This window comes from Mesorhizobium sp. M7A.F.Ca.CA.001.10.2.1 (assembly GCF_003998575.1).
In the GTDB taxonomy this organism is placed as follows: Bacteria; Pseudomonadota; Alphaproteobacteria; order Rhizobiales; family Rhizobiaceae; genus Mesorhizobium.
In genome coordinates this window covers 1-909 of the sequence record NZ_RZQY01000675.1, presented here as the reverse complement: position 1 = coordinate 909, position 909 = coordinate 1, and the positions used below count along the sequence as shown (strand labels likewise).

The following is a 909-nucleotide window of genomic DNA, read 5'->3' as shown; positions in this document are numbered from 1 at the left end:
CCGCGCCCGCCGCACCGATCCAGCCGGGCTCGCCGACCGCCGTGGTGCGGCCGTTTTACGATCAGGTCGGACTGGAGATCGATCCGGCCGAGCGAAGCCATTTCATCGACCCGGCCAAAACCGTGCTCGACAAGAGCGACGCGTTGCGCAAATCCGGGCAGGGCGAGTGCCTCGACCCCAACATGGCGCTCGACAATGCCGATTACGACAAGGCCGAGATCGACAAGAGCCTGAAGACGCTCGAGGCGATCAACGGCGACCAGGCCAAGGTCATCGTCGCCTTCGTCATATCGGGCAACCCGCACCGGCTGGAATGGAAATTCAAGAGGGTCGACGGCGACTGGAAGATATCGGACCTATTGTCGGTGACCGGCGAATGGGCACTCAGCCAGTATCAGTGCGAATGAACCGGCGATGAAGCTTTGCTTTTCGCTAGCCATCGTGCTGGTCGGACTCGGCGTTGCCGGGGGCGTGTTCGACTGGCACATCGGCACGATACTAGTCGCTCGCCAGCCGCGGCAAGCTCTGGCAGCGCCTGGCGACTTCTCCGTCGAGCGCGTCGTACTCGACCAGGCCGATGCGCCCGAGCTTGTCGGCTGGGTAGCCGATCGAAAGGGCAGTTGCGGTGCGATTGTGCTGCTACATGGGCGCGGCGCCAACAGGCTGGCCTTGGTTCAAAGGGCGAAGCTCTTGTTCGACGCTGGCTATTCCGTTGTCTTGTTCGACCTCTCCGGTCATGGAGAGAGCGGTGGCGCCGTTCAGGGCTTCGGGTATTCGGAAGGCCCAGACGCCGCCCGTATTATTACCTTTGCTCGGCAACGCTTTCCAGGCCAGAAGCTTGGCGCCATCGGCTCGTCGCTTGGCGCCGCCGCACTTGTCTTTGCTGCGCGGCAAGCGCCTGCCGATGCC

1 protein-coding gene and 1 pseudogene are annotated in these 909 nt (G+C 63.3%); both read left to right on the top strand.

Annotation, left to right across the window (positions count from 1 at the left end):
* Positions 1 to 407: pseudogene (locus EN964_RS29735) on the top strand (hypothetical protein); the annotation flags it as partial.
* Between the two features lie 7 nt (positions 408 to 414).
* On the top strand, positions 415 to 909 hold a 495-nt coding region (locus EN964_RS29730), incomplete at its 3' end, for an alpha/beta hydrolase (protein WP_127277087.1).